6 protein-coding genes and 1 tRNA gene are annotated in these 7,389 nt (G+C 59.5%); all 7 read left to right on the plus strand.

The features are described 5' to 3' along the window. Nucleotides 1–183: 183 nt before the first annotated feature. A complete protein-coding gene (locus tag B3520_RS11235) occupies nt 184–1,011 on the plus strand; it encodes a M23 family metallopeptidase (protein WP_123637049.1) in 828 nt (275 codons plus the stop codon). Between the two features lie 79 nt (nt 1,012–1,090). Then, the gene (locus tag B3520_RS11240) at nt 1,091–1,288 is read left to right on the plus strand and encodes a Trm112 family protein (protein WP_024459779.1); all 198 of its coding nucleotides are present in this window, start codon (nt 1,091–1,093) and stop codon (nt 1,286–1,288) included. A 37-nt stretch (nt 1,289–1,325) separates the two neighbouring features. Then, complete coding sequence (gene alaS, locus B3520_RS11245; RefSeq protein ID WP_286806658.1) at nt 1,326–3,926, plus strand: alanine--tRNA ligase; 2,601 nt, start codon at nt 1,326–1,328, stop codon at nt 3,924–3,926. A 297-nt stretch (nt 3,927–4,223) separates the two neighbouring features. After that, nucleotides 4,224–5,471: an aspartate kinase gene (locus tag B3520_RS11250; RefSeq protein ID WP_123637051.1), complete on the plus strand. Its 1,248-nt coding sequence runs from the start codon at nt 4,224–4,226 to the stop codon at nt 5,469–5,471. Between the two features lie 256 nt (nt 5,472–5,727). Next, nucleotides 5,728–5,919: a carbon storage regulator CsrA gene (gene csrA, locus B3520_RS11255; protein WP_024459782.1), complete on the plus strand. Its 192-nt coding sequence runs from the start codon at nt 5,728–5,730 to the stop codon at nt 5,917–5,919. Nucleotides 5,920–6,119: 200 nt separating this feature from the next. Then, nucleotides 6,120–6,210 (plus strand) — tRNA-Ser (locus B3520_RS11260). 631 nt (nt 6,211–6,841) lie between these two features. After that, entirely contained in the window at nt 6,842–7,354 is a 513-nt protein-coding gene (locus B3520_RS11265) for an REP-associated tyrosine transposase (RefSeq protein WP_286806655.1), read from the plus strand. Nucleotides 7,355–7,389 lie beyond the last annotated feature (35 nt).

Genomic DNA, 7,389 nt, shown 5'->3' on the forward strand with positions numbered 1-7,389 from the left:
CACCACCCATCTCCCCCCTTGTTGGTATAATTCTGTCGTTCCCGTAGGGGCCGAGCGCAGCGGTATGACCCGCATCCGCCGCTCCCACAGCACCCCATCCCCGCATCACGTGGTTGCCCCAATCACTTAAGTTCGTGCTAACCTGCTCATTAAATGATCCATTGATGATGTCAGAGGCATTACATGCTCAGAAATTTCACCGCATTCCCGTTTGCTCTGCTTTGGGCTCTCTCGGCCCAGGCCCTCGAAATCCACCACGGCGACTGGCAGCAGGGCGCCGTCATTCGTGGCGCGGTGACACCGGGTAGCGAGCTGAAACTGGGGGATCGCACTGTGCGGATTGCCGACGACGGCCAATTTGTGATTGGTCTCGACCGGGATGCCGAGTCGCCCGCCAAGCTGACCCTGATACCCCCGGCAGGGGAGCCCGAGCACTTTGAATTCCCCGTCAAAGCCCGGGATTACAATATCCAGCGCATTGAGGGTGTTCCACAGAGTACAGTGACTCCGGACCCGGAACAGGTCAAGCGCGCCCGGGCCGAAGCGGCTCTCGCCTGGAAGGCTCGCCAGCATGATCTGGCGCGTACCGATTTTACGCAGTCTTTCCAGTGGCCACTGGTCGGGATCATTACCGGCGTTTACGGCAGTCAGCGGTTTTATAACGGCGAGCCGCGCTCTCCCCATTACGGGGTGGATATTGCCGCGCCGCAGGGCACCCCGGTGGCATCCCCGGCGCCGGGTGTGGTCACCCTGGTGCACGACGATATGTTTTTCTCCGGCGGCACCCTGATTGTCGACCATGGGCACGGTCTGTCGTCCACCTTCATTCACCTGCACCGAATTCTGGTGAAAGAGGGGGAGGAAGTCGGTCAGGGGGATACCATCGCCGAAGTCGGTGCCACAGGAAGGGCCACCGGCCCACATCTGGACTGGCGCATGAACTGGTTCGATCGACGGGTCGACCCGACCACCCTGGTAGGGCCGATGCCAGAGGACGTGGCCAGCAACTGATTTGCGGGGCCGCTCAGTAGCGTTGGAGTCGCGCCCCGGTGTAAGATAGCGGCTTTTACCTCATTCCCCGAGGGGCGCTATGATCGACAAAAAACTGCTCAGTCTACTGGTCTGCCCGGTGAGCAAGGCTCCACTGGAGTACGACGCTGAAAAGCAGGAGCTGGTGTGCCGAGCCAGCCACTTGGCTTACCCTATTCGCGATGGCATCCCGGTGATGCTGGAGAGCGAAGCGCGCCAGTTGACCCAGGAAGAGCGGGAACAGCTCGACCGCCCCTGAATCGCCCCATTTTGATCTCGATAACCACGGATACGCTATGAAAAGCGCAGAAATTCGCGACGCCTTCTTGAAGTACTTTGAGCAGCAGGGGCACACCGTTGTCCCCAGCAGCTCCCTGATTCCGGGTAATGACCCGACCCTCCTGTTCACCAATGCCGGTATGGTCCAGTTCAAGGACGTATTCCTCGGCGAAGAACACCGGGATTACCGCCGTGCGGCCAGTTCCCAGCGTTGTGTGCGTGCCGGGGGCAAGCACAACGACCTCGAAAATGTCGGCTATACCGCCCGCCACCACACGTTCTTTGAGATGCTGGGCAATTTCAGCTTTGGAGACTACTTCAAGCGCGACGCGATCAAGTTCGCCTGGGAGTTTCTGACCGATGTACTCAAACTGCCCGAAGAGCGGTTGTGGGTGACCGTCCATATCAGCGACGATGAAGCGGCCGATATCTGGCAGAAGGAGGTGGGGGTCAGCCCCGAGCGCTTCTCCCGCCTGGATGAAGACAACTTCTGGCAGATGGGGGACACCGGCCCCTGTGGTCCCAGCTCGGAAATCTTTTATGACCACGGCCCGGATGTGCCTGGTGGCCCACCCGGCAGCGAGAATGATGATCTGGACCGGTACATCGAGATCTGGAACCTGGTGTTCATGCAGTATGAGCGCCACAGCAATGGCGAGTTGAAGCCGCTGCCCAACCCCTCCATCGATACCGGCATGGGCCTGGAGCGGATTGCCGCGGTCATGCAGGGCGTGCACAACAACTACGACATCGATCTGTTCCAGCACCTGCTCAAAGCCGCGGCCGACGCGACGGGTGCCACGGATATGGAAAACAAGTCACTGCGGGTGATTGCCGACCATATCCGTTCCTGTGCGTTTCTGATCAGCGATGGGGTGCTGCCCTCCAATGAAGGGCGCGGTTATGTGCTGCGCCGCATCATTCGCCGCGCCGTGCGCCACGGTCACCAACTGGGCCAGACCCAACCGTTTTTCCACCAGTTGGTGGTCGCGCTGGCCGAGGTGATGGGTGATGCCTATCCGGAGTTACGCCAGCAACGGGCACAGATCGAAAAGGTGCTGCTGTTGGAAGAGGAGCAGTTCGCCAAAACCCTGGATAAGGGGATGGTGGTCCTCGAAGGGGCGCTGGAAGATCTGAGTGGCACCGAGATTCCCGGCGATATCGTCTTTACTCTGTACGACACTTACGGTTTCCCTGTCGACCTGACCGCGGACATTGCGCGCGAGCGTGGTCTGACGCTGGATATGCCCGGTTACGAGCAGGCCATGGACGCCCAGCGCGCCCGGGCCCGCGCGGCCGGCAGCTTCAAGGTGGATTACACCTCGGCCGGGCTGGACCTGCCGGCCACCGAGTTCCTGGGCTATACCCAGCTTGCGGAGCAGGGCAAGATCCAGGCGTTGCTGAAAGACGGCCAGCTCGTGGACCAACTGGAAGAAGGCGATGAGGGCGCCGTGGTGCTCGATCGCACGCCGTTTTACGCCGAGTCCGGTGGTCAGGTGGGCGATACCGGCTACCTGGAAGCCGACGGTGGTCTGCGCTTTGAGGTGCGTGACTGCAACAAGCAGGGGAGCAGCCATCTGCACATTGGCCGGGTATTGCACGGCCGTCTGGCGGTGGGCGATACGCTGTCGGCCCGGGTCGACGGCAATGTGCGTTCGGCCACCGCCCTGAATCACTCGGCAACCCACCTGATGCACGCGGCGCTTCGTGAAGTGCTGGGCGAGCACGTGACCCAGAAAGGGTCACTGGTGGATTCCGAGCGTCTGCGTTTTGACTTCTCCCACTTCGAGGCGCTCAAGCCCGAAGAGATCAAGGCGATTGAAGCGCTGGTCAACGAACAGATTCGCGCCAACACCGATGTTCAGGTCGAAGAGATGGATATCGACAGCGCCAAGACCAAAGGTGCCATGATGCTGTTTGGTGAAAAGTACGGTGACCAGGTGCGCGTGCTGACCATGGGGGATGGGTTCTCGGTGGAACTCTGCGGCGGTACCCACGTGCGCCGCACTGGCGACATCGGCCTGTTTCGGATCACCTCTGAATCCGGCGTGGCGGCGGGTGTTCGTCGCATCGAGGCGGTGACCGGAGCGGGCGCTCTGGCGCTGTTTGATGAGGTTGAGGCACTTGCCGACCGCACCGCTCAGGCCCTGAAGACCCGCCGTCCGCAGGTGCCGGAGAAGGTCGAGCAACTGCTGGCCCAGAACCGCAAGCTGGAAAAGGAACTGAGCGCGCTCAAGGCCAAGCTGGCCACTGCGGGCAGCGGCAGCCTGCTGGACCAGGTTCAGGAGGTCGCCGGGGTCAAGGTACTGGCGGTCAAGCTGGAGGGGGCCGACAGCAAATCCCTGCGCGAGAGCGCCGATCAGCTGAAAAACAAGCTTGGCAGTGGCGTATTGCTGGTCGCGGCGGTAGAGGGTGAGAAAGTCTCATTGGTTGCCGGGGTGACCAAGGATCTGACTGACCGGATCAAAGCCGGCGATCTGATGCGTGAAGTGGCCACAAAGGTAGGCGGCAAAGGCGGTGGCCGCCCGGATATGGCCCAGGGCGGTGGCACTGATCCCAGCGGGCTGGACAGCGCCCTGAGCGCCGTCCCCGAGTGGGTCAAAGCCCAACTCGCATAACGCTTTTCGGGTCGGTTACGGCGGATGCGTGTCCTACCGCTGCGCTCGGCCCCTACGCATAGCACGGCAGGTCGCGTAGGGCGGATAAGCCGAAGGCGCATCCGCCGTAACCCAACGTGCCAAAATCTCGTACGGCGAACCGCATCCGCCGTAACCAAACCGCTAAAAAAGGCTTTTACGGGCCTGAAAAACTATTTCGCTAACGCGCGATTTACGCTTTAATAGCGGGCCGCGCATGGCGCGCAATGTTGCAACTGAGCCGGTTCTCCGGCGTACTGGTCGAGGAAGCGTTCGGGCATGAGTTTGTTCGTACAGAAATACGGCGGCACCTCCGTGGGCACCGTCGAGCGGATTGAAGCCGTGGCTGACAAGGTGGCGAAATTTCGTGACCAGGGCCACGATATGGTGGTGGTGCTGTCCGCGATGAGCGGCGAGACCAACCGCCTGATTGCCTTGGCTCAGCAGATACAGGACAACCCCGACCCGCGCGAATTGGACGTGCTGGTGTCGACCGGTGAACAGGTCACCATTGCCCTGCTGTCGATGGCGCTGAAAAAGCGCGGCTACGATGCCCGGTCCTACACCGGTGGCCAGGTGCGTATCCTGACCGACAATGCCCACACCAAAGCCCGCATCCAGGCCATTGATGAAGCCAACATGCGCGCCGACCTTGAGGCCGGGCGTGTGGTGGTGGTCGCCGGGTTCCAGGGTGTGGACGAGCAGGGCAATATCACCACCCTTGGACGGGGTGGCTCAGATACCACCGGCGTGGCCCTGGCGGCGGCGTTGAAAGCCGATGAGTGCCAGATCTATACCGACGTGGACGGCGTATACACCACCGACCCACGAGTGGTAGAGCGTGCCCGACGGCTGGACCGGATCACCTTCGAAGAAATGCTGGAAATGGCCAGTCTAGGTTCCAAGGTGCTGCAGATCCGGTCGGTTGAATTCGCCGGCAAGTACAAAGTTCCGTTACGGGTGTTGTCGAGCTTCCAGGAAGGCCCGGGCACCCTGATTACACTCGATGAGGAAGATGACACTATGGAACAACCCATTGTCTCGGGCATCGCGTTCAACCGCGATGAGGCAAAAGTGACTCTTGCTGGTGTGCCGGACACGCCGGGCGTTGCCGCCCGTATCCTGGGTCCGGTGGGTGCTGCCAATATTGAAGTGGACGTGATTGTCCAGAACGTGGGTGCCGACAACACCACAGACCTGACCTTTACCGTCAACAAAGGCGATCTGAAAAAGACCGTCGGTGTCCTGGAAACCGTGGCCCAGTCCATCGGCGCCCGGGAAGTACGCGGGGATGACCGGGTCGCCAAGGTGTCCATTGTCGGAGTTGGAATGCGCTCCCATGCCGGGGTGGCCTCCACCATGTTCAACGCCCTGGCCGAAGAGAACATCAATATTCAGATGATCACCACCTCGGAAATCAAAATCTCCGTGATCATCGAAGAGCGTTACCTGGAACTGGCGGTTCGCTGCCTGCACACGGCCTTCGGACTCGATAAAGAGCCCGAGGAAAGCCGGGACCGGGGTTAACAGGCGCATACTCCGGATTGGGGCGGTTGGTTAGCGATCGCTCAATAAATCTGGTACAGTTAGCGCGCGTTAATGTAAGCAGGGAGAACAATGCACATAAAAGGGTGGAAAATGTTTGTCCTAATCGCCAACTATGGTCAATACTTCAAGGGGGTTTGTAGTTTGACGCCCATTGGCGATCGGGGTTAGCCGAGAAGCGGCATCGGACGATGGAGTCTACGCCGTGTTCTTACAGGATGAGTGAAGGAGATTTATTATGTTGATTTTGACCCGCCGTATTGGCGAAACATTGATGGTTGGTGATGAAGTGACCGTCACCGTACTTGGCGTGAAGGGCAATCAGGTCCGTATCGGTGTGAATGCACCCAAGGATATCGCCGTTCACCGCGAAGAGATTTACCAGCGCATTCAGCGTGAGAAGCAGAACCAGGATGAGCAGCTGGATTGATCCCAGACTCGTCGACGGGCCTCGGGAGCGTAATCAACCACCTCCCGAGCCGCTCTTCCCTCTGGAAATTCCGGTCAAGTTCCGACCAGACGCGATTTTGATCGCACTTTTTTGCATCCAACCACTCTCAACCCTTTGATTTTTCGTGAGATATGGTATGATGCGCCGCACTTGTCGAGAGGCAGGTGACAAATTGTTTTGGAGAGGTGGCCGAGTGGCTGAAGGCGCTCCCCTGCTAAGGGAGTATACCCTAATCCGGTATCGAGGGTTCGAATCCCTCCCTCTCCGCCATACAGAAACCGTCCCCGACAGGGGGCGGTTTTTTTATGGCTGAAAGGGAAGGGTGAGAAGCCTCGCCGGGTTCGACCAATTTGACGGGATCAAATTGGGACGGCGAAGCCGCCCGGAGGGTGAGCCTCAGGAAGAGGCGAATCAAAAAACGGCAGGACAGCCGTTTTGCACGGCCGAAGGCGCCGACGTGCAGGATGCACTAATGCCGCGGAGCACAGGGATGTGCGTGAGCGGCCGAAGGGCGAGGGCCATGGATGGCCCGAGTGAATCCCTCCCTCTCCGCCATGCGCCTCGGTCTATCCCTACCCAAGGCAACGGCGGATGCGCGCCTCGCGGCGCTTATCCGCCCTACGGGAGCTGCCGTGGTATGCGCAGGGCGGATAAGCCGAAGGCGCATCCGCCGCAACCACCCAAAATACATCCACCACGCCCCGCAGGGCGGAGCCGAGCGCAGCAGTAAAAATCCGCATCCGCCGTAACCTAACCCAAATGCGTCCGCCGGAATCGCCCCAAAACTTTGATCGACCTCTCAGTCATAAGCCACATTGTCGCTTGATGCCGCTATCGGCTTGGCTCCGTTCGTCCTATTGGATACCCTTTGTGCGACATTATCCAAGGACTGGAGCCCGCCATGCCCAACTACCGACGCACTTACATTCCCGGTGGCACATATTTTTTCACGGTAACCTTGCAAGATCGGCAATCCGATTTTTTGACTCGCTATATCGATACCCTCCGTGACGCCGTGCGTCGGGTGCATCAAGCGCGCCCTTTTACCATCGATGCCTGGTGCGTCCTGCCGGATCACCTGCATGCAATATGGACCTTACCGCAATACGATGCCGACTACTCTGGCCGCTGGCGGGAGATCAAGAAAGTGTTTTCAAAAACGGTGATTGCGATGGAGGGATTGGCCCGAGATGCCACAATCTGTCAGCAGCGATTTTGGGAGCACGCCATCACCAGCGAGCAGGATTTTCGCAATCATATGGATTACGTGCATTACAATCCGGTCAAACATGGTTGGGTGAATGCGGTGAAGGATTGGCCGTATTCAACCTTTCACCGATCGGTGAAGGAAGGTGTTTATCCCGAGGATTGGGGTGGGAAAGGCGTGGTTGATATCCGTGCCGGCGAACGATAGGTGGCGTAGGGCGGATAAGCGCGAAGCGCGCATCC

The sequence above is a fragment of the Marinimicrobium sp. UBA4509 genome (assembly GCF_002388575.1).
Taxonomy (GTDB): domain Bacteria; phylum Pseudomonadota; class Gammaproteobacteria; order Pseudomonadales; family Cellvibrionaceae; genus Marinimicrobium; species Marinimicrobium koreense.